Below are 22,753 nucleotides of genomic sequence, written 5' to 3'. Positions count from 1 at the left end.
GTCCCTTGACCTCGCGGCCTGACTGGAGCCATCGGTACATGCCCGGAGCCCGCTGCTCGGCAATTTCCACCACATTCGCGACACGACCCGTGGAGGACCGCAAGGCCGTGGCTGCCGATCTGCGCCGGATTTACAGCGCGCCGAGCACCGATATGGCCGAGGCCGAACTCGATGCCTTCGAGGAAAAGTGGGCCGGGAAATACGCATCAATCGCCCCGGCCTGGCGCCGGGCGTGGCAGGAGGTGATCCCGTTCTTTGCCTTCGATCCCGCGATCCGAAAAATCATCTACACGACAAATGCCATAGAAAGCCTGAACCGCGTGATCCGGAAGTCGATCAAGACGCGCGGCTCATTCCCGACGGACGAGGCCGCGACCAAGCTGATCTACCTCGCCATCCGCAAGTTCGAGAAGGATGGGCGCAACGTCAGGGAATGGTTTGCAGCCCGCAATCAGTTCGCCATAATGTTCGGCGAGCGCTTCGACGCTTGAGTATCCAAAACCGCATGGACCGGGACGGATACACAAAGTTCAGGACACTCTCGCCGCTTCAGCGCCTTACCCGTCCGAAAACCGCATGGGCCTGATCAGACGCAGAGTTCCAGACAGCCCCTCAAGACGGAACTCACCAGACATCGATGCGAGATTGTAGAAGCTCGCTCAGCGTTTCCGCATCCTGACCAAGGAAGATCACACCATAACCGTTCCCGAGATCCAGGAAGGTTGCATCGCCCAGATCCTGCAGCCGTTCCCCCAGCGATGCCGGATCAATGGCCCGACCATTGATGTTCTGCGTGATGATCAGGCGATCCTCCTCGGTAAAGTCGGAGATGATGTCAACGCCATGGGCGCTCCGGAACTGGAACAGGTCCGCTCCGCTGCCGCCGGTCAGGAAATCGTCGCCTGCACCGCCGTTCAGAACATCATCCCCTTCTCCACCGTTGATCAGGTCGCTGCCGCGACCTCCGTGGAGCGTGTCGTTGCCCGCCTTGCCGAAGACCAAATCATCCCCGCGACCGAAGTCCTCGATAGCGGCAAGGAAATCATCCCCTTCGCCAAGGTCGATGGTGTCATCGCCACCGCCGGCATCCACCCAGTCATTCCCGTCTCCGCCTTCGATTCTGTCGTCGCCGAAACCGGCATGAATCGTGTCATTGCCGGCGCCGCCAGCCAGCAGATCCTGGCCGTTCTCGCCGGACAGGCGGTCGTTGCCGTCACCGCCGTGAAGCTGATCGTCGTTCAGGCCGCCCGACAGCGTGTCGCGCCCCTCGCCACCATGAAGGGTGTCACGCCCGTTGCCGCCGTCCAGAAGATCATTTCCTACGCCGCCATTCAGCACGTCATTCCCATCCTGCCCGTCGAGCGTGTCGTTGCCTGTGCCGCCATGCACAAAATCCGATCCGAAGGATCCGAAAAGAGCGTCATTTCCCGATCCGCCGAACAGCCAATCGCCAGAGGCACGCTTTGCCTCGGACCAATCGGCAAGGGACAGCCCCCCGCGGTCAGGATCGCTTGCCCACCGTACATCCAGCACATCGTCGCCGCTGCCGCCCACAAGCAGGTTTGACCCTGCACCGCCGTGCAGGAGGTCGTTGCCCGCATCACCGGCCAGGATATCGTTGCCCAGGCCGCCCGAAAGCGTATCCGAGCCAGTTCCCCCGATCCGTCCTTCCGTCAGGCTTTCCACAAGGCCGACCAGGACTGTGGTTTCGAAAGGCAGCTGATCGCTCAGGTCCGCCACAAGATCAAGGCCGATTGACAGCAGGCGGGAAAGGTCGTCGGTCGAAGTGCTGCGTGTCTGGTCAGAATATGTCGCCATGGGTGCTTTCCAGTTTGAGATGACCCGGATGCCTTCTGCCCGGAAACCGGCCTGGGGTCAGGCCGTGGGCCAATGCTAACCTGGGCGCACTTCCCCAACCGATAGGGCAAATAGACGCAATTTTAAGTAATTAGCAGTCGGTCATTAAAGAAGTATTGCATAGGTTCGCTGCATAAGGACAACAGCAAAGGAAGGGGTCACTATGGCCACGATACCAGGAGGCGCTTTCAGCGACTTCTTGTTCGGGACGTCGCTCTCGGACTTCATCGCAGCCGGTGCGGGGCATGACACCGTCATGTCCGGCTCGGGCGAGGACATTGTCTATGGCGGTTCGGGCGACGATCTTCTGAACGGCGGTTCGGGCGACGATCGCCTGCTGGGCGAACAAGGCGACGATCAGCTTCTGGGCGGATCAGGAAACGATGCGCTTCATGGCGGAGAGGGGAAGGATACCCTGTCCGGCGGCGCAGGCGACGATTGGATGAAAGGGGATGGGGGCGCGGATCTTCTGGCCGGCGGCGCGGGCGACGACACGCTGGACGGCGGGACGGGCGACGATGCCCTGTCGGGCGATGCCGGCGACGACCTGCTTTCCGGCGGCGCGGGCGACGATACCCTGTCGGCCGGCGCGGGCGACGACACGCTGTCGGGCGATGCCGGGGATGACCAGGTCTTCGGCGGGGCGGGGGATGACCTTTTGCTTGGAGGCGAAGGCGACGACCTTCTGGTCGGCGATGCTGGCCGCGACACGCTGGATGGCCAGGCGGGGGACGACAACCTTTATGGCGGCGCGGGGGATGATCTGTTCGTCTTCTCGGGCGGCGGGGATGTGGTCATGGATTTTACGGATGGCGATATCGTCCAGATTTCCTCGCGCCTGGAAGGAGTCACCCTGGGTTCGGTCGAGGATGTCGCCGATTTCGCCGTGGACCTTGGCGATGCCGGCACGCTGATCGATTTCGGTCAGGGTGACAGCGTGCTGCTGCACGGTGTCGCTTATGACGATGTGACCTCGGATCCCGGGCGTTTCTTTACCGTGGTCTGACAGAATGGTCCGGGCGCCGCGTTGCGCCCGGACCATGCCGAACGATTTTCCCGTCACCCTGTGATAGGTGCCAAGCGGCATGAACATCCCTCTCGATCGAAGGCCTTTTCTTTCAGCCCCGCCCTTGCCCCCCCGCATCGGAGAGGCAACTGCCGTCGTAATCGGCGCATCGCTGAGCGCGATCTTCTTCGACCGTCCTGCAGGCCGCCGCGAAAGGATGCAGGCGGAACAGGATGGCCGACCGATCCCGCGCCCCTTTATCGCGGCAGAGCTTGCCCTTCGGTCTGGCGGGACGCGGCATCTGATCCTTGTTCCGCAGGGCATCGCCACCGTGCTGTCGCGCCGGTTGATGCTGCGCTTGGGCGGCATGCCCGTGGCAGAGATTGACCCCGACTGGCTCCAGTTGCCGCAGGACGAGTTTCCGGCGCTGGTCTCGCCATTGGCGGCACAAGCCATGCGCAAGCTGCTTCGGGTAATGCTGACCACGGGGGCATCGCTTTTTGCCGGAACGGCGCAGGGGGGCCTTGCCGATGCGATCCTGCGCCTGATGGATATCTGCGGGCTTGCGGCGCTTGCGCCTGTTGCCAGAACTCGGATCGGCGGGCGGACGCTTGTCACCTATTCCGCGCCCGGCGTCATCGGCCTGCGCCGCCGGGCCGAGGCGATCGCCCTTCCGGATGGACGCCTGATCCGGCTCAAGGATGTCGATTGCCTTGCCGAAGGCGAACTGCTGCACGTGCTGCTTCCACAAGGCCTTCACCCGGCGCAAGTCGTGCTTGATCCCGATGCGCCGCTGCGCTTGGCCCCGGCAGATGCCTCGGTGCGCCAGCTTTCGGTTCAGGCCTGGGCCAAAGCACGCGGCAGGATTTGCCGGGATTGGCTGATTGCGTGCTTGGGAAGCGGCGTCGTGGGCGCCCTTGACGGCGAATCCGTCCCCGATCTGGTCGAGCCGGAGATCGCGATCCGGCATCTTTCGCTGGCCCCCGCCGGCATGCTTCATGCGATAATCCTGAAGGATCCCGCGCGCGTGGTCCGCAAGGTGCTTCTTGAATGGCAGGGGCGGCAGGTCGACCTGATTCCGTCGCATGGGGCAGGCGGAACGGCGATGCTGACCGGTCTTGCCGACCTGCCGGACGAGGGCCCGGGAACTGGGCCATGCCGGATCTCCGTCCTGCATCGCTCGGGCCGTCTGCAACTGCTGGCCGAAGTGCCAGTTGCAGCCTATGACGGCAGTATTCCCGCCGGTTTCGAAGATGCTTGGACGCTGGGCCAGGATGCGCTTTGGCCGCTTGCACGTGCCCGCACCGGATTTCACCGCACGGCGCAGCCTTCCGTCACGCAGTGTTTCGGACCGGCGCAAAGATTTGGCCTCAGGATCATCACATCCATCGGCAGTTCGGCCGACCTGATCCGTGCCCGCGCTGCCTTGATCCTCGCCGAGGGCCAGGGCACTCCGGTGGAAGTTGTCTGCACCATGGTCGAAGGCCCGTTGGCCGGGGCCGCGCGGCAGACGCTTGTCCAGACCGCCGCGATCTATGGCATCCCGCATCGGCTGGTGCTGCTGCCTGGCACCGCGACCATGGGTGAGCGGCTCCGCGCCGCACTGGCCGATGCAGGGGGCGCCCCCGCCCTGGTGCTTGGCGCCGATGTCCTGCCCATAGGCGCAGGGTGGCTGGCATTCTGGCTGCAGCGCCTGCGCAGGCAGGCCGCCCTTGCCCCGGCGCTGCTGGCAGGCGACGGCTCCATCGCTGCCACGCAAGAGGGGGACGATCCCTGGCGGGGATTGCCGGCCGCGCATCTGCCTGCCTCGACACGCGTTGTCGGCAGGCCGCTGGCAAATTGCCTGGCCCTTGGTCCCGCAGGGATTGCGCGGCTTCTTGCTGGGGATGCGCCGCATCCCGATCCGGCAATCTGGATCGCCGCGACGTTGCGGGGCCGCGCTCGATCCGAGACGCGCTTCCCGTTCCGCCGCTTCGGTCCTGCCGGCACGCCGGGCGCCTTTGCAGCCGCGCTTGCCGAAACCGAATTCGCCATGATCGAAAAGAATCGCGAATGACCCTTCAAGTCCTGCAGATCGCCCATGACCACCCCGCCTATACCAGGGGCGGGACCGAGTTTCTCGCCCATGACCTGACATCGGCGCTTGATGCGACCGAAGGGGTCCGCGCAAGGTTTCTGGCCGCGACGACCTCGCTTCAACGACCCGACGACGTGCCGGGCGCATTGGGGATGGAGGGGCGTGATCACCTGCTGCGCACCGGGCGCTATGACCGCTTCTCCATGCTGCGTCACGACGGCACCGACTGGATCGCATCGCTGGGGCGGCTTCTGGGCAGCTTTCGGCCGGACGTGGTGCATCTCCATGGCCTGGACCGGATCGGGGCCGAGGTTCTGGCAGTCCTTCGCCGCCTTGCCCCGCAGGCGCGTCTCGTGCTGACGCTGCACGACTATCAGATCTTGTGCCCCAACGATGGACTCATGCTGACGGTGCCGGAAGGCGCGCGCTGCCGCAAGGCCGGACAGGATAGCTGCCGGCGCTGTTATCCCGCGATGTCTGCGGCGGCCCATCTGCTGCGCAAGGCACATCTGACCGCGCTTTTGTCGATGGTCGACATCTTCGTCGCGCCCTCGCGCTTTCTGGCCGACCGGTTCGTGGAATGGGGCCTGAACGCGGGACGCATGACGGTCCTGCCCAACCAGGTTCCCGCGATGGTCCACCCCGGACGTGCTCCACGCGCCCGGCCCGACCGCTTTGCCTTTTTCGGCAACATCTCCCCGCACAAGGGCGTGCTGCCGCTTCTTGCCGCAGCCCGTCTTGCAGGCGACAGGGTGACGCTGGATCTTCACGGCGGGCTCGGTCATGCCGAGGAGGCATTTCGACGCAGCTTTGCCGAAGCCCTTGCGGCGGCGCCCAATGCCAGCCACCGCGGTCCCTATGCGCGCGAGGACCTGCCCGCGCTGATGAACCGGGCCGATTGGGTGGTCCTGCCGTCGATCTGGTGGGAAAATGCCCCGCTTGTTCTGCTGGAAGCCCGGGCGGCCGGTGTGCCGGTGATCTGTTCGGGGATCGGCGGCATGGCCGAGCTGGTGGAACACGGCCTGACCGGCTTTCACGTCCCCCCCGGCGATGACCGTGCCCTGGCCGAAGCGCTGTGCGCGGCTGCAGAGGATCCGGCCGGCCATGCACGCATGGCCGCGGCTCAGCGCGGCCGGCAGGGCGATGATGCGCATCGCGGCTTTGTCGAAGCCCATCTGGACATCTATCGCAATCTGCTGGAAGGGGCTTCCGCATGAGCCCGGCCGACGGAGCCTTTTTAGGCCTTGCCGAAGATGCCACGCTGACACCGGATCTGGCCATCATCCTGCCGGGGGGGCGGACGCTTCTGGCACTGTCGCACCTGACGGATGCCTTGCCCTGCCGCGGTTTCTGCAACGATGCCGCCTGGCGGGCGCTCTGCTGGCCAGTGGGGGACGGGCGCGCCGGGCTTGCGCTTGTCGAGGCGCCCCTTGTCGCCGCAGGGTGGCTTCGCGGCCCCGGGGGGGAAGAGTGGAGGATCGCGCCGCCGCGCAGCATCGATGTCGCCCCCGCGCCTCTTGCCGAACTTGTCAGGCGCAATGGGCTGAGCAGCCGCGAGGTGTTCGACTTTCTGACCGACACGCTGATCGAAACCGGAGGCGGCAGGATGCAGCCTGGCGATCGCGATTTCGCAGCCGGCTTCCTGTCGCTTGCCTCTGACGCTGGCGGCTTTGTCGAAATCCTTGCCTGCCCCGATACGGGGGGCCTTTTCGCGCAAGGATGGGCGATGTCCCTTGCTGCCGGACGCCACAATCTGGCGCATCTGACGGAAAGGCTGGAGTTCCACGTATCGGATGTCGCCGTGTTCGCGCGCGAAGATATTCCTGCGCCGGGCATGGGGTTCTGCCTGTTCAGCCTTGGCTGGCGCGGGGCCGATCTGGAGGCGCTCGATTGCCTGTTCCATGAACAGGACGGCACGCTCAAGCGGCTCGAGATCATGCGCGGGACTGTCCTTAAACTGCGGGGGGAAGCAGCGGCGGATCACGTCCGCCAGATGCTGCCGCGGCTGGCAGGCGACGGGACGGTCGTGGGGAACCACCGGCGCATCTGCCGGCCTCGTTATGGGGGAGCCGACACGCTGTCCTTGACCCCCCTGCCGGTGGCCGCCGCCTTTGACACCGTGTTCGAGGCGCCGTCTGGCGGACTTCTGGCAATGGGCTGGCTGCTGGATCCGATGCAGCGCGTCGAACGGGTCATCGTCAAAAGCACGGCCGGTCTTTACGCGCCGCTGCACGACCGGTGGAACCCGCTGCCGCGCCCTGACCTGAATGACGGCTTTGCGAATGACCCGCGCTTCGCCCGGCTGCTGAATGCGTCCGACAACATGCATGGCTTCATGGCCTTCGCCCCAGGCAAGCCCCGGCGGGGCGACGAGGACTACTATCTGGAGCTTGTCTTGGACGACGGGGCCTGCCTGTTCCGCCCGCTGACGGTCATGCGGCTGGATGGCCGCGACCTGCTGCCGCAAATCCTTGCCGCGATGCCCCTGCACGACCCGGCCATCGACCTGATTGCCAGCAACACACTGGCACCCTTTCTTGCGGCCTTGCCCGCAGGACCGCGCAGGTTCCGTGCCGGGCAAAGACCCCTTGAACTGTCGGCCGAGGCGGGAGAGATCACGGCGGTGATCCCGCTCAGCCGCCTGGATCATCTGCAACCGATGATGGCCCTTCTGGCGGGAACGCCCGAGGCAGAGCGGCTTGACCTGGTGGTCGTGATGACCCGGGCCGAGGCAGGCCGCGCCGCCATGCGCCTGAAGGATCTGTTCGCCTTCTACCGCATCCGGGGACGCTTGCTGCTGGTCGCGGACCAGGCCAGCCTTTGCGACCGGATCGAGTCGGGCCTTTCTCTGGCCGCGGGGGCGCGCGTCCTGATCTGGTCGCCCTCGGCGCTTCCGGCAACTCCCGGTTGGCTGGCCCTGCTTGAAGCCGAACTTGCCGGGCTCGGCACGCCCGGCCTGATCTCGCCGACCCTGGTCTATGAGGACGGCTCGATCTTCTATGGCGGGGATGGGACCGCGGGAGGCGACGACAATCCGCTGCTGGGGTATCCCCGGGGATGGCTGGCCCAGGGCGCGCCGCGCCCCATGGCCGCAGGGGCGGCGCAGCTTGCACTGGTCGACCGCGAGGCGCTGGCCCAGGCAGGGGGATTTGCCGGGAATCTTTACTCGGACGCGATGCTCCACCGCGACCTGGCACGCCGCCTGCACGAGGGGGGCTTCGGAACATGGTCGTCGTGCAAGGTGGATTTCTGGATGCTGGAGGACCCGCAAGGCAGCCCGGACGCCAGAAATCATCTTCTGGAAACGATTGATTCAGCATTGCTGGTCCATAGTGCGGCGACCGGAACCGGGGAACGATCTCGATGAAAGCGCTTGTGTTGAGCCATGCCCATCCCGCCTTTTCCATTGGTGGCGCGCAGGTCGCATCCTACAACCTGTTCCAGGGCATGAAGCAGCAGCAGGGTTGGGATGCCCATTACATGGCGGGTGTCGGCCCCCCTGTCGCGCGTCACGCCGCGACGCCGCTGATGTCGCTGGGCCAGGCCCCGGACGAGACGTTGTTCTGGACCAACGACTATGACTGGTTCCATCTGGGCCTGAACGATACGGACGCCATCATCAAACATTTCGAGCGTTTCCTGTCCGACCTGCGTCCGGCTGTCGTGAACTTCCATCACGTCATGGGCTTCGGGATCCAGGCAATCCGAGCCACGCGGCGCGCCCTGGGCGATGTGCCGATCGTCTATACCCTTCATGAATATCTCCCGATCTGTGCTCATCACGGGCAGATGATCAAGGCAAGGAACGCTGCCCTGTGCATGAAGGCCTCGGCCTCCGATTGCGGCATGTGCTTCCCCGAGATCGGCGCCGCGAACATGCTGCGGCGCGAGTTGTTCATCAAGTCCTTCTTCGCGGAAGTGGACGCCTTTGTTTCGCCGTCGCGGTTCCTGTTGAAGCGCTTTCAGGATTGGGGCCTGCCCCGCGAAAAGCTGGTGATGATCGAGAATGGGCTGGAGGGCGGCCCCGTCGCGTCGGTCCGTGCCTTGCCGCCGGGCGGGCGCCGCAACCGCTTTGCCTATTTCGGACAGCTGAACCCCTTCAAGGGCATCAAGGTGCTGGTCGAGGCCGTCGCGCGCATCCCGGAAAAGGTCTGGGGCGACGGTATCCTGTATATCTTCGGCGGCAACCTGGAACACCAGCCCGAGGACTTCCAGGCCCAGGTCAAGGAGCTGTTCCGCTTGGCCGGCCGGCGCCTGCGCTTCATGGGATCCTACAAGAGTGCCGACTTGCCGCATCTGATGCGCGAGGTGGACTGGACCATCGTGCCGTCAACCTGGTGGGAAAACGCACCGGTCGTCATCCAGGAGGCGTTTCATCATCGCCGTCCGATCGTCGCCTCCGACATCGGCGGCATGGCCGAAAAGGTGCGCGACGGGATCGATGGGTTGCATTTCCGCGTCTCCAACCCCGAAAGCCTGGCCGAGACGATGACGCGCGCGATGGAGCCGTCGGTCTGGAACCGCCTGCATGAAGGCATCCAGCCGCCGACCACGGCACATGAGGCTGCCCGCCTGCACGCTGCGCTGTTCGAAAAGCTCCTGGCCCGCAGGTCCAGACCAGCATTGGCGGCCGGTCATGTCTGACGGCAGACCGGTTCAAGGCCCCTGGCTGGCGGCGCTCACCGATCTTGCAAGGGGCGTGGCAGCGGCCGGCCTTGTCGGATTTTTCGTCAACCTTCTTTATCTGTCCCTGCCGCTTTATCAGTCCCAGATCTTCGACCGGGTGATCTCATCGGGCAATTTCGACACGCTTCTGGCATTGACGCTGATCGTTGCGTTCCTGTTCGTCTTCCAGTCCATCCTGGATTTCCTGCGCTCGCGGCTGCTTCTTGTCATCGCGGCGCGTCTGTCGACGGTGCTTGGCCGCCCCGTCTTCGAGGCGGCCGTCGAAACGGCGCTGAAATCAGGCACGACAAGGGCCGCCACGGCGATGCGGGATCTGAACGGGCTTCGCGGCTTCGTTGCGGGGGGCGCGATCACCTTGCCGATGGACATGGCCTTCACGCCGATCCTGCTGGTCGTGCTGTCTTTGCTGCATCCGCTCTATGGAATTGTCGGGCTTTGCGGCGCCGGTCTTCTGACGCTGATCGCAATCGCGACCGAGATGCTGGCGCGGCGTCCGGCCGCACAGGCCGTGCAGACAAATGTCCTGTTTCAGGCGGAAACCGCCAATGCCATCCGCAATTCCGAAGTGATCGCAGCCATGGGAATGCTGCCTGACCTTTCGCGGCGATGGCGGCGTGGACAGGTCATGTCGCTCGACAGCATCGAGGCGGGGGGAACGACGGCAAAGTTCCTTTCTGCGCTTGCGCGCGGATCGCGGGTCGGTCTGCAGATCGCGGTGATCTGCACGGGGGCCACGCTGGTCATCCGGCAGGAGGCAAGCCCGGGAACCATCCTGGCCGCGGCGGTGATCACCTCGCGCATGTTGTCGCCGTTCGAGCATCTGATCGACGGCTGGCGACAATGGGTCAACGCCCTTGCCATAGCGCAGCGGTTGCGCGAGCTTTTGCAGGGTGGGGTGCAGACCCGCTCGGCCGTCAAGGTGCCGGTGGGGCGGGCCGAGGTCCTGGTGGACCGGCTCGGCTATGTACCGCCGGGACAGGACACGCCGCTGCTGCGAAACATCAGCTTCTCGATCGCTTCCGGAGAGATGGTGGGCGTGATCGGTCCGTCCGGCGCCGGAAAATCGACGCTGGCGCGCCTGGTGGTCGGCTTGTGGGCGCCGACAACAGGGGGGATTTTCCTGGATGGACAATCCACCTTCCTGCACGAACGGGCCAGCTTCGGCGCGGCGGTCGGCTATCTTCCCCAGGATCCCCTTCTTCTTGACGGAACGGTTCGGGAGAATATCGCCCGGTTCCGCAATGCGCCCATCGAGGATGTCGTCAACGCCGCGCGTCAGGCGGGGATCCATGAGATGATCGGCCGCTTGCCCAAAGGCTACGAAACGCTGCTGACCGACGGCGGGGCACGCCTGTCGGGCGGGCAGCGGCAGCGCCTTGCCTTGGCGCGCGCGGTTTTCGGGAGGCCGAAACTGCTGGTGCTGGACGAACCGAACTCCTCGCTGGATGCCGATGGCGAGGCGGCCCTGATCGAGGCGGTCGAACGCGCCCGCGCAGCCGGTGCCGCGGTGCTGGTCGTCGCGCAACGCATGTCGATCCTGAACAAGGCCAATCGCCTTCTGCTGCTGCGCGATGGCGCGGTGGCGCAGTATGGCGACAAGGTCGAGGTGCTGGCGACGCTGGGACCCCGGCGGCGCGACGCCATCCCTGCGGCAGAGGCGCGCATGTCATGACCGTGATGAGCGACGACGAACCTTTGCCTGCCTATCGGCCTGTCTTCCTGACGGCATTGGCGATGATCTTGTTCCTGGTGTGCACCCTTGGCGGATGGGCAAGCTATGCGCGGCTGGACGGTGCCGTGGTCACGCAGGGGGTCGTTCTTGCGGAAAGCAGGCGCAAGACGGTCGAGAACCTGGAGGGCGGCATCCTGTCCAGGCTTCTGGTATCCCCGGGAGACCGCGTGCGGGCGGGACAGCCGGTCGCGCAGCTTGACACCACGCAGGACCGAGAACGCCTGGCACAGATGGAGTCCGAACGCCTGGCGCTTGTCTTCGACATCTGGCGTCTGGAGGCCGAGGCACAGGGACGCTCGCTCGACCCGGGCCTGGCCCCCGAAACCGATCCCGCGCGGATCGCCGCGCAGACAAGCCTTTACGATGCACGCTGGGCCCTGCACCAGGGGCAGATCGCGTCGATGATGCGACAGGCGGATCATCTTTCGGCGCAGGCCAGGGCCAACCGCGCCCAGGCCGATGCCTCCAAGCGTCAGATCGAAAGCTGGAAGCAGGAACTGGCCAATACCGAAGCCTTGGTCGAACGCGGGGCCGCAACGCGGCAGAAGGTGCGCGAGATCCAGCGGAATCTGTCTGTCCTGGAAGGAGAGCGCGATGAATATGCCGCCTTGGCGGAGGCGAACGAACGGGACGGCGCGCGTGTCGCAGCCGATATCGCCACCCTGCGCCAGCAGCGCGTGGCCGAGGCAGCGGAACTGCTGGCCCAATCTCGCCGCGCCCTTCCGGCCCTCCAGGCGCAGATGCGGGCGGGCGAAGATATCCTTGACCGCCGGACCCTTCGTGCGCCGCAGGACGGGCTGGTGGTTGATATTCCGACCGTGACCCCAGGTGCGGTGATCGGATCGGGCGTCGTCGTGATGGAAATCGTGCCCGATACCGATGCCCTGGTCATTCAGGCGCGCCTTCCGCCCGAAGCCATCGACACAGTCCATGTCGGTCGCACCGCGCGTGTCAGGTTGACCGCCTATCGCCGCGCGGTTGCCCCCACCGTTCATGGCGAGGTGACCTATGTTTCCGCCGACCTGCTGGAGGAACCGCGCGACGGCAGCCGCTATTTCGAAGTCCGGATTGCGCTGAGTGCAGCCGAACTGAAAGACAATCCTGACATCGCGCTGACGGCGGGGATGCCCGTCGAAGTGGCGATCCAGACCGGAGAACGGCGGGCAGGCGAATATCTGCTTGAGCCGATCCTGGGACATCTGCGCAAGGCAATGCGGGATGAGTGATTATCTTAACCATTTCGCGCCACAATGGCTGGCAGAAACACGGAGGAGCAAGTGAGCGAAGGTCATTTCGCGTTGAAGCATGCTGATTTTCCGGCGCTTGACCGGGCCGGAATGCGCGTTCCGGGTCTTCTTCACACAGGCAAACTTGCCGCCGGGTCGCGGATCGAAGCTCCGACCTCGATCATCTGCTCGGTATCGCAAGGCGCGTTCATCGACATCGGTGCATTTTGCAACCTGAGCGGCGGGACCATCAACAATGTCCGCTTCGGGCGCTACTGCTCGATTGCATCGGGCGTGGTCATCGGGATGCACGAGCATCCAACCAACTGGCTGACGACCTCGCGAACGGCCTATTTCCCCCAGGTGAATGGTTGGCGCGAACTGGTTGCGCCCCATCGCATGGACGACATCAGGCGCGGCCAGCGTCCCTTCCGGGACAGCTGCCCGATCACCGAAATCGGTCATGACGTCTGGATCGGCCAGGGTGCTTTCATCAAGTCGGGCGTGACGGTCGGGACAGGCTCGATCATTGGCGCGCGGGCGGTCGTTTTGCGTGATGTGCCGCCTTATTCCATTGTCGTCGGAACGCCTGGCCGGGTCGTGCGCTTGCGCTTTCCCGAGGCAACGGTTCAGCGTCTGCTGGCTTTGCAATGGTGGCGCTATTCGGTTTTCGATCTGTTTTCGGCCCCGCTGGATGACATCGATGCAGCATTGGACAGGATCGAGTCCATGGTCGGCGCAAACCAGCTCGTGCCTTATGAAGGACCTGTCGTCACGGCGAATGACCTGTGCGATCCGCAGGGACTGGCTGCCGACCTTGCGGCCCGCTTCGCTCCTCCGGTGGCGCAAGCCAGCTGACTGGAAGCCTGACAGGATCGCATCATGGGCCCTGTCCTGCAAGCATCATCCGGAGGGAGGCGGGCAAGATAAAGCCAGAGATCCCGCCAACGATTTCAAGGTTCGCCGTTGATCTGCAGGGTCCAGCAAGGATGGATAGGCATAGGCCGCATCCGTGTCACAATCGCGGCCTACGACAGGGGACCTTCAAGCAGCAGGCGTGGACCGGTCCAGTGGATCAGAGCCGGGATGGTCATCCACCAGATGCCCGGGCGGATCACGCCATCGGGGTCGCGCAGGGTAGCCGGGGGCACTGCCAGATAGCCCCTCTGCCTTTGGGCAGTTCACGACCGACGATATCGTGCTTGTGATGTCAGGAAGGGACGCCAATGATCGGTTCGGCGGCCGTCGCGAAGTGCAGAAAGGCAAAGCAGAAAAAGAAGGCGCATGCCGAGTCTGTGACAGCGCATAAACCCGATATTAAAGATCTGCCCTTATCACATGGCCAAGCCGCATTGTCGCGAGGGTTGGCCCCATGACAGACCAGACACCTTTTCCACAGCCTTCGAAAGAGCCCCGGCTTTACGGCGTGATCGACGTCCTGCGCACCGAGCGCGTGGCTGGCTGGGTCATTGACCGGACCGACATTGCCCGATGTGCAACAGTGGAGGTGCGCCGCGAGGGCCGGTTGATCGGAACCGTCGCAGCCAACCGCCCGCGCAAGGATCTGGAGCGTCAGGCGGTCGGCACCGGAGCCTACGGCTTTGCATTCACCTTCGATCCGCCGTTGGAGGAAGGGATGGAGTTCACGGTTGCGGTCACGGCCAGATCGCATGACGGGGTCGAACTGCCTCTTCAGCCAGCAGCAGGCGCGGCAAGAGCGGTTTCGACCGAGAAGAAGCTGCTTGGCCGCATTCTGGCCGAACTGGCGGAGTTGCGGGCAGAGGTCGGCAGCCTGCGGCAAGAGAGAGCAGCGACCGAGGAGGCGCGCGCACGCTTTCAGGAACGGCTGGAGCTTGTCCAGCTGCGCCTTGAAAGCAGCATTTCGACCGTTGACATGCCGGAGGGGAATTCGTCGGGATGGCTGGCCGGGGTCGCCGTGGTGGGCGCCATCCTGGCTGCCGGATCACTGGCCCTCGGGTTTTTCTCGCTTTGGGCTGCGTGACAGGGTGTGCACGACACGGATCCTGATCATCCACGACCATTTTCCCGGCCAGTTCGGCGCCCTTGCGCTTCATCTTGCTGCGAATGGCTGGGATGTGACGTTTGCGACCCGCACGATGCCCGTCACAGGTCCCGGCTATCGTGTCGTTTCCTTTACCCCGCACCGTGACCCGTCCAGCACCACGCATCCCTATGCGCAACCGATGGAGCGCGCGGTGTTGGTGGGGCAAGCCTTTGCCCGCACGGCGCTTGCGCTGCGGAAAGACGGCTACAGGCCGGATGTGATCCTCTGCCATTCAGGCTGGGGTGCCGGGCTTTTTGCAAGGGACATTTTCCCGAAAGCCAGGCTGGTCTCGTATGCGGAGTGGTGGTACAATTCGCCCGGCACGGATATTGCCTTCCTGGCAAAGTCCTATCCGGACGTGAGCGATCAAGGGCCTGATGCAGGAATGGTGGAGCGTGCGCGCAATGCGCATCTGGCACTGGAACTGGCTTCTGCCGATGCGTGTCTATGCCCCACGCAGTTCCAAGCGGCGCAGTTCCCTCCCTCGATCAGGCGCGACCTGATTGTCGGCCATGACGGAATTGACACCGGGTTCTTCTCGCCGGGGGTGGCAAAGGACCCGATGCTGGGTGGCCGCGTTCCTGATGATGCACGGGTTGTGACCTTCGCGACGCGCGGCATGGAGCCGCATCGCGGCTTTCCCGAATTCATGAAGGCCCTCCCGGCAATTCTTGGCGCGGACCGTCGCATTCATGTTGTCATCGCGGGGCGGAACCAGGTCGTCTATGGGCCTCGTCCGATACGGCTGCGCGACTGGAAGGCGGAAGCTCTTTCGACCTTGGACCTGGATCCGGCGCGCGTTCTCTTTACGGGCGCGCTGCAGGTGAACGAATATCGCAATCTGCTGCGCCGCTCCGACGTTCATGTCTATCTGACCGTTCCTTTTGTTCTGTCTTGGTCAATGTTGGAGGCGATGAGCGCCGCAAGGCGACTCGTGCTGTCAGATACCGAACCCGTTCGAGAATTTGCAGGAACCGACCTGGCGATACTTACCACGATTTCACCCTCCTCCATCGCTGATGCGGTTCTCACGGCACTGGATGATGTTTCCGACAGGCCACAAAGAGCGCGAAACTGTATCAAGGACAAGGTTCCACTTTGTGACTGCCTGTCCTTCCGACAGGAAACCCTGTCACGATCATTGTGACCTCGACCGGATCGTAAGTAAGTTCATGGAGAACGCCGTAAGGGGAGATAAACAGGCACTGGTGACGAGCAGGACATGTGACCTACTCCCGTCGGTGGCAGTATCCGAGAGCGTTCTTTAATCGCCTTCGTCAAGGGCTGCCCTTTCTGCGTTTCATCTTATGCGCCGAGCTCTGTGGTTCTCTCCGCGCGGTCACTGCGCGGGATGCCGCATGCTTGCGTTCAGGGTCAGGTGGATCGAAGTGGTCTGTGCGGTGATAACGTCCGTCAAGTTGGTGTAATTTGCGGGACGGCCGTTTGAGGTTCTCGGTCAGCCCCCGCAGCATGGCATTGTATCCGGTCAGGATCGCGACGTCTGAGTTGTTGATCACTTCACAGCGCGCCTCGCCCCGGTTGGTATTCAGATTCCAGACGATGCGCGCGGCGGGCATGATCGAGGAGGCAATCGCGGCGGCCTTCTTTGTCGACCATGGGAGCGTGGGCCGAAATCCGTCATCGTCAACGGTCGGGAACGCTAAAGGACCCGCCGCCTCGGTCATCCTTTGTCGCGCCGCTATGCCCAGGCAGGAGCGCAACAGATGGCCAGGATCGCGCGAGCCCTGGAAGCGAGAGGCAAAGGCCGGTCGGGCAGGGGCGGTCCGGGGGTGTCAAGAGCGCCGCGCGCCCGGATCGTTCCCCCCTCGGCGCACTTGGAGCACGTCATGCCCAATCATGTCACCAACCGGCTTGTCGTCACCGGTCCCCCACCCGCGATTACGGCGTTTCGCCGGGCGTTTTTCTTTCCCGTTGGCCCGGCGGGCGGGAACGAGGACCGGGGAGCATCCTTCGCGTTCGACTTCAACCGCATCATCCCGATGCCCGACGTCGTAAGGCAGACCGAGAGCAGCAGCGCGGTCGGCACCGGGTTGCTGATCCTGGGCCGTCCGGAAATCCTGGGAGACGGCTTCGGGGACGGTTCGCTCGAGGAGCAGGTGGCGCAATACCTGGCATTCCCCTGGGTTCAGGAGGCAGGGATTACCGATTACGAGGGCCTCAAGGCCTTCCTTGCCACACGCGATCCGTCCTGCGTCGCCAAGGCGAGGACCGCCATCCGTGCCTTCAAAACCTGCGGCCATGCGTCCTGGTATTCCTGGTCCCTGTGCCACTGGGGCACCAAGTGGAATGCCTATTTCCTCGACATCGTCATCGCGACCGACGGGATGTTCGAGTTCCGCTTCGCCACCGCCTGGTCCCCGCCGGACCCTGTCTTCGCGGCCCTGGCGGAGCGCCCCGAATGCGAGGGCCTCGAGATCTCGATCAGCGGCTTCGATGAAGGCTGGAACTTCGCCTGCCGGGCCAGCATCGCCGATGGCTGCTATGTGGCGGAGGAGGTCGAGCCGACTGCAGAGCTTTACGCTGAAGTTTACGGTGAACCCTGGGACAGCGCATCGGATGAGGAGGACGGTCGCGCGGCCCCAGCCACGACCTGAGTGCGGCGTCCCCCGCCAGCGAAAGGGAGGGGCGGGCGGTAGGGGGCGAGCCGGGCGGGCCAAAGAGAGAGTGCCGCTTGGCTCGTTCCCATCCCCTTTCAGGAGACAGACCCATGACCCGGAACGATACCCATACCAGCGCGCCCGCCGTGCCCGACCCCGACCTTGCCACCAGCATCGCCCGTGCGCTCGGCGAATGCGAGGCGCACGAGCAGCGCGCCGCCGCCCTGCGCCCGGCAAACAAGGCCGCGCTGTTCGATGCCCTGGTTGCAGCCCGCATCACCACCGTTACCGTGACGTTCGACGGCTACGGCGACAGCGGCCAGATCGCGGCCGCCATCGAGCAGCTTTGCTATGACTGCCCCCAGCAAAGCCATCCCGGCTGGGAAAACAACGACGGCACCTTTGGCGACTTCGTCTTCGACGTGGCGGCGCGCACGATCACGCTTGATCACAACGAGCGCTATACCGCCACACAAGCCTACAGCCACGAGTTCTGAGGAGGCGATGATGGCACATCCCTATCATCATGCCCTGGACGGGTTCGGCGGCGGCGGCCATGTGCTCGATCTCGCCACCGGAGAGACGGTCGACTGGATCAGCACCGACGCGTGGCTGTCGATCCTCCCTGCCGGAGGCGACCCCCATGCCTGAGGTCATCGAAACCCTTGTCTATCGCCTGGACGAGTTGTCGGATGCCGCCCGGGACCGCGCCCGTGCCTGATACCGCGACACGGGCTTCAGCGACGAGTGGTTCGACGCCGGCTTTTAGGATTTCGAAACGGTCGCCGACCTGCTCGGCATCCGGCTGAAGACCCATCGGGTGCGGCTCTGGGGCGGGGGATCGCGCGAGGCGCCCTGCATCTGGTTCAGCGGCTTCTGGTCGCCCGGCGACGGCGCCTGCTGGGAAGGGGTCTACACCCCTCGCCGCGGCGCGGTCCGCGATATCCGTATTCATGCCCCTCAGGACAGGGAACTGCACCGGATTGCTGACACCTTGGGGGAGATCCAGCGGCGCAATTTTTATGAACTCCGCGCCGAGGTCAGCCATCTTAGGCGGAATACAATTATCTCGTTTCCGACGACGCCGTCGGCGAAACCATTGCCGCCAACGACTACACCTTCACCGCCGATGGACGGCGGTTCGGATGAGCTGTCAGGCGTCGTAGACAGTGTCGATCCCGGCAGCCTGCGCCGCCTTCACGAACCGGCGGTCGAAAGTCAGAAACGCGTCATGGCCCGCCGAACGGCGGAGATGCAGCGCATCGGCGAAGTCCATGCCCCGCTCGGCCAGGTCCAGGGCGGCGGCAACCGTGGCCGCATCCTCGACCGTGACCCTGGGCAGGCCGCCAAAGGCGCGCAAGGCCCGTGCGACATCGGCGGACTTGTAGCCATAGGCGCTGCGCAGCACCCATTCCGTTTCCAGCACCACCGTCACCGGCACGAACACCGGCTGTCCGTCCACGATCTCGCGCGCCCGCGCCCCTTGCTGGGGGTGATCGCCGGTCAGGTAGCGGACGACGATGTTGGTATCAATCGCGACCATGACGCCTGCGGGCCTCGGCCAGAACCCCGGCCTCCATTTCCTCAAGCGTTTTCGGCGCGCCTGCATGAGGCAGCATCCCGAACACGGCATCGGAGCGGGTCGGCGCAAAGGTGGGCGCGGGCTTGAGCAGGACGCCCTCCGGGGTGTCCTCGACAATCAGCCGCGTGCCGGCATCCCAGTCACGGCGCTTGCGGATCGCTCGCGGCAGGATGACCTGCCCCTTGGTCGAAACGGTGGTGATCAGCGGATCGGGCCGGGCCATGTCAAGAACCTTTGTAAGACAATGGTAAGATATCCTGCCGAGCGCCAGGTATCAAGAGGGAGAGGCCGACCGGAAGGTGCTGCGCCGGCGGGAAGGCCAGGAGAGCCGCCCGGCGGCGCATCGTGTTGTTCCTTCTGGAGAGCCTGTCATGACCCTGACCACAGCATCCACCCCGACCGCGACGCTTGTCCCCGAGCACCGCCGCATGGCCTTCCTGCCGCGCCTGTTCGGACCCCGCCTTCTCCTCATCGGAGAACATGCGGTGTTCGGCTTCATGGAGCAGCTCAGTCCCGCGGACTACGGCGGCGGGATGTGGGATTTCTACGAACTGGCCGGCACGCCTCTGTATCTCGCGCCGACGTCGAAGCCCCGGTTTCACCTCTGCTGCGACGGCAACGGCTACGATGGCGAGGTGTCTGCCGATGCCGCGGGCATCATCGCGACCCTGTTCGCGTTCTCCCACCTGTCCTTCCGCCACGATGCCCCGGAGCTGTCGGACGGCTTTGCCCGGCTTTATGCCTATGCCGCGGATCATCCCGAGGCGCGTGACATCTTCGGGGCCATCGACTGAACCCTGCAAGCGCCCGCCCTGACGGCCGGGCGCTTGTGTCTTGCTGGCTGTCGCCAGGAGTCAGCGGAGCGACCGGCCGGAACAAGGTTGAGTGCCACGGACTTGGTCGGTCCCGGCTGTCCACGCCGTCGAACCTCACGCCTCGCGACCCGTCGGATGGAAGCCCTTCTCCGGCCCTGGATGCCCGGCGAAGGATCGGGACCATGGTGGGTTGCCTGTCCCGCTGTCCTCGTCGCCGAGCCTGCGGTGAGCAGCGCTGCGGCTTTCGGATCGTCATGGTGGCTTGCCTGTAATCCCCGCCCGCGCGGGAAACCCTCCAGCGCCACGTCAAGGCCGACCACGGCCTCGTTGCGGGCGAGCCGAACAAGGTCGGAACGACATCAGGTGCAGCAGCGCCTGCCAGCGTCAAGGCGACAGGATCGACCGTGGTCTTCACCGTGACGCGCTTTCATCCGGATCCCGGAGCAGCCCCCTGCCTCCTTGTTCCTTTTGCCTCAACCGCACCCTCGGCCTCGTGCATGGCCTGATCTGGCCGAAGACCGGCTGCGCCTCGCGGGCCTTGGGCGCAACGGCGTTGTCGCAACTTTCTTCCCCTGCCGGCCGCAGGCGGCCGTCATTCCTCGCGGGGCAAGAAAGTTCCTCCTCTGCCGTCAGGCCCCCGCGGGGCGCAGGGGTGCGCCGTCCCGCGTCCTCGGCCGGGCGATCGCCATCGAGGCCGCAATGGTGCGGCCCGATCCAGAGCAACGGAGACAGACCATGGCCACCATCGGCACCTTCAAGAAGACCGCCGCCAACGAATACACCGGCGACATCGTCACCCTGGGCGTGCAGGCCCGCGGCGTGCGCATCGTGCCCGACCTCCGTGCCTCGGGCGAGAACGCCCCCAGCCACCGCATCCTGGTCGGCCGCGCCGAAATCGGCGCCGCCTGGTCGAAGCGCTCGGCCGAGGGCCGCGACTACCTGGGCCTCAAGATCGACGATCCGAGCTTCACCGCGCCGATCTACGCCAACCTCTTCGCCGACGAGGATGGCGAGGGCCACTCGCTGATCTGGTCGCGCCCCACCCGCCGGGGCGACTGATCCAGAGGCGGCGCCTGAAAGGGCCTCGGCTGACAGGCCGGGGCTTTCGCCACCTCGACATGCAGCGGCGCAACCTGCCTGGCAGCACCGGCCTTGCTTTCCCCATGTTCCATCCGTGTCCTGGAAGCATGGTGTCTGCGGTGTCTGCCACCGGACCCGAAGGGACAGAGATCCGACATCAGCGGGATCCGGTCCAGCATCTGCACAAGATCGACTGGACTCATGACCAGACCCGCCGCGTGATGGGTCGCTGTGTCTGGCAGCACCGGCGCATGTCGATCGGATCATCAAGGCGATGAAGACCGTGGCGACGTTCGACCAAGCGGATCCCAGGTCGTTTCGTGAACGACCGTCAGGGCCACATCTGCGCGGCATGGAGCACGCGCAGCACCGTAACTGCCATTGGGGTCTCAGTATAGACCACGATGTAGTTGGGCCGGACCACCAGTTCCCGTGTGCCCTCCACCCGACCAGGGCGGCAACGTTTCGGATGGGCGGGGAGTTGCGCCCCCTTGTCCTGGATTTCCTCCATGAGGGCGAGAGCGGCATCCGGGTTGTCGTCCGAGATGTAATCGACAATCGCCATCAGGTCGGCGATTGCCGGGGTCCGCCATTCAAGCTCGGGCACTACGCTTCCTGTCGATCAGGGCGCGTGCGTCCCGCATCACCTGATCGTGCGGCGTGGCCGGGCGCGGATCGGCCAGGGCCTCATGCACCTTGGCGCGGAACCAGGCATCATGGGCATCCGGGTCTGCCGTCAGACCGGCAGGCAAACCGCCTTCGGCGGCAACGCGGGTCAGCAGGATGCGCACGGCGTCCGAAAGCGTCAAGCCGACCCCGGAGAGGGCATCGGCTGCCTGAGCCTTCAGCCGGTCATCCACGCGGACATGGAGCATCGAGGTCTGGGCGGGCATGGCGTATTCTCCTGTTTCCATGAATATCATGTATCTCAAATGAGATGCAGCCAAGCGGCTTTTGAACAGCGTGCCGAACCTTCGGCGGCTCAGGACCAGCCGCGTTTCGGATGGGTCTGTGTCCCGGTTATGACAGCAATGAAGACCGCCTTGGAGATCTCAAGCCTCACCATCTGACGGCATCCGGTCAGGCGTCCATCTTCAGGTGGCCCTGATGCTTGGCCGCGACGCGCCAGAGCGTCTTCCGGGCATCGTCCGGCTCAAGGTGCCGATAAGCCCCGCCGGAGAACCTCGCCCAGTCCAGAGCCAGGCCCTGCTTGACAAGGGCTGCGGACAGATCGGTGCCGTCTGCCAGCGTGCAGTGTGCCACGACGCGCTCATAGGTCACGTCGCCGCTGATTCTGGCGGTGACCACCTGGCCCTTACAGAAAGTCGCCAGCGCGAACTTCGCCTTCCTGCTGTAGGGATGATCCAGTTCCGGCGCATCGACCCCGGCAGGCCGGACATGGGTTTTCTCGATGACGATGGTGTCGCCGTCGATGACATGGCACCGGCCTTTCAGCACCTGTCCGGCACGCGGCAAGGGCGGCTTTTGAGCAAGACGGCTGTGCGGTCGATACGTCTCTCGGGCAATGCCGTCCTTATGGGACGGCTTGTCCGACGCGAAAAGAAGACGCAGGAAACGGGCAAGAAGATGAAACATGGGCTTTGTGTTCAAAAAAGGAAATGCCGCTCTTGCCGCATCAGGCGCGAAAGAGCGGCCTTCGATCAGATCACGAAATCGTCCAAGGACTTTCCGGCTTCGAGGGCCTCGCCGATCCAGCCGGGTTTTCGGCCGCGGCCGGTCCAGGTCAGGTCCGGGTTTTCGGGATGGCGGTATTTCGGCTCGGCTTTGCCCGCGTTGCCGGGCTGAGCGGCCATCATGTCCTCCAACGAGGCAAATCCGGCCGCCTTGGCGATTTCTGTCGCCTTGGTAATGGCTTCTTTCCGGGTGCGGGTTTCAAAGCTTTTGATTGCGGCTGCGGATTGGTCGTGTCTCGGAAGTGGTAGAAATTGTCTGGCAGCGTAATCTCCGGGTGAACCAACACCCACCCAACCGGCGGCTGCAACCGCCAG

At 64.6% G+C, this 22,753-nt stretch carries 24 protein-coding genes and 1 pseudogene; 17 read left to right on the top strand and 8 right to left on the bottom strand.

Going from position 1 to position 22,753, the window contains the following annotated elements; translation table 11 throughout:
• Positions 1-491: transposase (locus JX613_RS17910; RefSeq protein ID WP_237168696.1), on the top strand; the 491-nt coding region annotated here is incomplete at its 5' end.
• Positions 492-624: 133 nt separating this feature from the next.
• On the opposite strand, the gene JX613_RS17905 is transcribed toward JX613_RS17910, so the two are convergent.
• On the bottom strand, positions 625-1,818 hold the full coding sequence (locus JX613_RS17905; RefSeq protein WP_207102833.1) for a calcium-binding protein: 1,194 nt from the start codon (positions 1,816-1,818) through the stop codon (positions 625-627).
• Positions 1,819-2,020: 202 nt separating this feature from the next.
• Between JX613_RS17905 and JX613_RS17900 the strand changes: the two genes are divergently transcribed.
• The 10 genes from JX613_RS17900 (at position 2,021) to JX613_RS17855 (ending at position 15,796) form a co-directional block, all read left to right on the top strand.
• Complete coding sequence (locus tag JX613_RS17900; protein WP_207102832.1) at positions 2,021-2,863, top strand: calcium-binding protein; 843 nt, start codon at positions 2,021-2,023, stop codon at positions 2,861-2,863.
• A gap of 331 nt (positions 2,864-3,194) precedes the next feature.
• On the top strand, positions 3,195-4,919 hold the full coding sequence (locus JX613_RS17895; RefSeq protein ID WP_207102831.1) for a hypothetical protein: 1,725 nt from the start codon (positions 3,195-3,197) through the stop codon (positions 4,917-4,919).
• Positions 4,916-6,157, top strand: coding sequence for a glycosyltransferase (locus tag JX613_RS17890; protein WP_207102830.1), 1,242 nt, complete (start codon positions 4,916-4,918; stop codon positions 6,155-6,157). Before JX613_RS17895 ends, JX613_RS17890 begins: the two co-directional genes overlap by 4 nt.
• A complete protein-coding gene (locus tag JX613_RS17885) occupies positions 6,154-8,307 on the top strand; it encodes a hypothetical protein (RefSeq protein ID WP_207102829.1) in 2,154 nt (717 codons plus the stop codon). Before JX613_RS17890 ends, JX613_RS17885 begins: the two co-directional genes overlap by 4 nt.
• The gene (locus JX613_RS17880; protein ID WP_207102828.1) at positions 8,304-9,584 is read left to right on the top strand and encodes a glycosyltransferase family 4 protein; all 1,281 of its coding nucleotides are present in this window, start codon (positions 8,304-8,306) and stop codon (positions 9,582-9,584) included. The genes JX613_RS17885 and JX613_RS17880 overlap by 4 nt, the downstream gene beginning before the upstream one ends.
• Positions 9,577-11,298 carry a type I secretion system permease/ATPase gene (locus JX613_RS17875; protein WP_207102827.1) on the top strand — a complete coding sequence of 574 codons (1,722 nt, stop codon included), beginning with the start codon at positions 9,577-9,579 and terminating at the stop codon, positions 11,296-11,298. Before JX613_RS17880 ends, JX613_RS17875 begins: the two co-directional genes overlap by 8 nt.
• A gap of 5 nt (positions 11,299-11,303) precedes the next feature.
• Positions 11,304-12,584, top strand: a complete 1,281-nt coding sequence (locus JX613_RS17870) for an HlyD family type I secretion periplasmic adaptor subunit (RefSeq protein ID WP_237168694.1) — start codon at positions 11,304-11,306, stop codon at positions 12,582-12,584.
• 51 nt (positions 12,585-12,635) lie between these two features.
• Complete coding sequence (locus JX613_RS20200) at positions 12,636-13,442, top strand: CatB-related O-acetyltransferase (protein ID WP_336512335.1); 807 nt, start codon at positions 12,636-12,638, stop codon at positions 13,440-13,442.
• Between the two features lie 568 nt (positions 13,443-14,010).
• Complete coding sequence (locus JX613_RS20330; RefSeq protein ID WP_207102825.1) at positions 14,011-14,586, top strand: hypothetical protein; 576 nt, start codon at positions 14,011-14,013, stop codon at positions 14,584-14,586.
• Positions 14,587-14,590: 4 nt separating this feature from the next.
• Positions 14,591-15,796: a glycosyltransferase gene (locus JX613_RS17855; RefSeq protein WP_207102824.1), complete on the top strand. Its 1,206-nt coding sequence runs from the start codon at positions 14,591-14,593 to the stop codon at positions 15,794-15,796.
• 130 nt (positions 15,797-15,926) lie between these two features.
• Here JX613_RS17855 and JX613_RS17850 read toward each other — a convergent pair whose 3' ends face one another.
• On the bottom strand, positions 15,927-16,334 hold the full coding sequence (locus tag JX613_RS17850; protein WP_207102823.1) for a hypothetical protein: 408 nt from the start codon (positions 16,332-16,334) through the stop codon (positions 15,927-15,929).
• Between the two features lie 162 nt (positions 16,335-16,496).
• Between JX613_RS17850 and JX613_RS17845 the strand changes: the two genes are divergently transcribed.
• From JX613_RS17845 to JX613_RS20035, 4 genes and pseudogenes are all read left to right on the top strand, one after another.
• Positions 16,497-17,264, top strand: coding sequence for a hypothetical protein (locus tag JX613_RS17845; RefSeq protein WP_207102822.1), 768 nt, complete (start codon positions 16,497-16,499; stop codon positions 17,262-17,264).
• A 113-nt stretch (positions 17,265-17,377) separates the two neighbouring features.
• Complete coding sequence (locus JX613_RS17840) at positions 17,378-17,764, top strand: DUF6878 family protein (RefSeq protein WP_207102821.1); 387 nt, start codon at positions 17,378-17,380, stop codon at positions 17,762-17,764.
• Positions 17,765-17,774: 10 nt separating this feature from the next.
• The gene (locus JX613_RS17835; RefSeq protein ID WP_207102836.1) at positions 17,775-17,918 is read left to right on the top strand and encodes a hypothetical protein; all 144 of its coding nucleotides are present in this window, start codon (positions 17,775-17,777) and stop codon (positions 17,916-17,918) included.
• A pseudogene (locus tag JX613_RS20035) lies at positions 17,911-18,416 on the top strand (antitoxin of toxin-antitoxin stability system). The gene JX613_RS17835 and the pseudogene JX613_RS20035 overlap by 8 nt, the downstream one beginning before the upstream one ends.
• Positions 18,417-18,420: 4 nt before the next feature.
• On the opposite strand, the gene JX613_RS17830 reads toward JX613_RS20035, so the two are convergent.
• On the bottom strand, positions 18,421-18,810 hold the full coding sequence (locus tag JX613_RS17830) for a type II toxin-antitoxin system VapC family toxin (protein WP_207102820.1): 390 nt from the start codon (positions 18,808-18,810) through the stop codon (positions 18,421-18,423).
• Positions 18,797-19,072, bottom strand: coding sequence for an AbrB/MazE/SpoVT family DNA-binding domain-containing protein (locus JX613_RS17825; protein WP_207102819.1), 276 nt, complete (start codon positions 19,070-19,072; stop codon positions 18,797-18,799). The genes JX613_RS17830 and JX613_RS17825 overlap by 14 nt, the downstream gene beginning before the upstream one ends.
• A 148-nt stretch (positions 19,073-19,220) precedes the next feature.
• Here JX613_RS17825 and JX613_RS17820 point away from each other — a divergent pair, with 148 nt between their 5' ends.
• Complete coding sequence (locus JX613_RS17820) at positions 19,221-19,643, top strand: antirestriction protein (protein ID WP_207102818.1); 423 nt, start codon at positions 19,221-19,223, stop codon at positions 19,641-19,643.
• A gap of 756 nt (positions 19,644-20,399) precedes the next feature.
• The gene (locus JX613_RS17815; RefSeq protein WP_207102817.1) at positions 20,400-20,723 is read left to right on the top strand and encodes a DUF736 domain-containing protein; all 324 of its coding nucleotides are present in this window, start codon (positions 20,400-20,402) and stop codon (positions 20,721-20,723) included.
• 352 nt (positions 20,724-21,075) lie between these two features.
• Here the strand turns inward: JX613_RS17815 and JX613_RS17810 are convergent, their stop codons facing one another.
• The 4 genes from JX613_RS17810 to JX613_RS17795 form a co-directional block, all read right to left on the bottom strand.
• Positions 21,076-21,351 carry a type II toxin-antitoxin system mRNA interferase toxin, RelE/StbE family gene (locus JX613_RS17810; RefSeq protein ID WP_207102816.1) on the bottom strand — a complete coding sequence of 92 codons (276 nt, stop codon included), beginning with the start codon at positions 21,349-21,351 and terminating at the stop codon, positions 21,076-21,078.
• A complete protein-coding gene (relB, locus tag JX613_RS17805) occupies positions 21,338-21,637 on the bottom strand; it encodes a type II toxin-antitoxin system RelB family antitoxin (RefSeq protein ID WP_207102815.1) in 300 nt (99 codons plus the stop codon). The genes JX613_RS17810 and relB overlap by 14 nt, the downstream gene beginning before the upstream one ends.
• Positions 21,638-21,824: 187 nt before the next feature.
• Positions 21,825-22,340: a thermonuclease family protein gene (locus JX613_RS17800; protein WP_207102814.1), complete on the bottom strand. Its 516-nt coding sequence runs from the start codon at positions 22,338-22,340 to the stop codon at positions 21,825-21,827.
• 65 nt (positions 22,341-22,405) lie between these two features.
• Positions 22,406-22,753, bottom strand: a 348-nt coding sequence (locus JX613_RS17795) for an H-NS histone family protein (RefSeq protein WP_336512334.1), incomplete at its 5' end; no start/stop codon positions are given.

This window comes from Paracoccus shandongensis (assembly GCF_017315735.1).
Classification (GTDB): Bacteria; Pseudomonadota; Alphaproteobacteria; order Rhodobacterales; family Rhodobacteraceae; genus Paracoccus; species Paracoccus shandongensis.
The sequence above is the reverse complement of the archived record's forward strand: the minus strand, read 5'-3'. Positions and strand labels throughout refer to the sequence as shown.